A 227-nucleotide genomic window follows, 5' to 3' on the forward strand; every position below is an offset into this window, starting at 1 on the left:
AGCTTAGCCTGCATGGTGTCGATTTGTTCCTGTTGGCGCAAGAGTGCCGGGTGGTTGGCCGGGTCTTTGTAGCGAGCAATTTGCGCCTGCGCGCGCCGCAGTTCGGCTTGCAGTTGCGCCACCTGCTGTCGCTGCTGTTGCTTGTATGCTTCGAGTTTCTCCTTCACCTGCCCTGGGGAGAGGTACTCCTCGGGGGGCAAGAACACATCCACGAGATGCAGTTGTTC

1 protein-coding gene is annotated in these 227 nt (G+C 59.0%); it reads right to left on the reverse strand.

The window, feature by feature from the left end; genetic code table 11:
• Positions 1–227: hypothetical protein (locus LKK83_RS00295; RefSeq protein ID WP_324628751.1), on the reverse strand; the 227-nt coding region annotated here is incomplete at both ends.

The organism is Phormidium sp. CCY1219, assembly GCF_035615515.1.
In the GTDB taxonomy this organism is placed as follows: domain Bacteria; phylum Cyanobacteriota; class Cyanobacteriia; order Cyanobacteriales; family Laspinemataceae; genus CCY1219.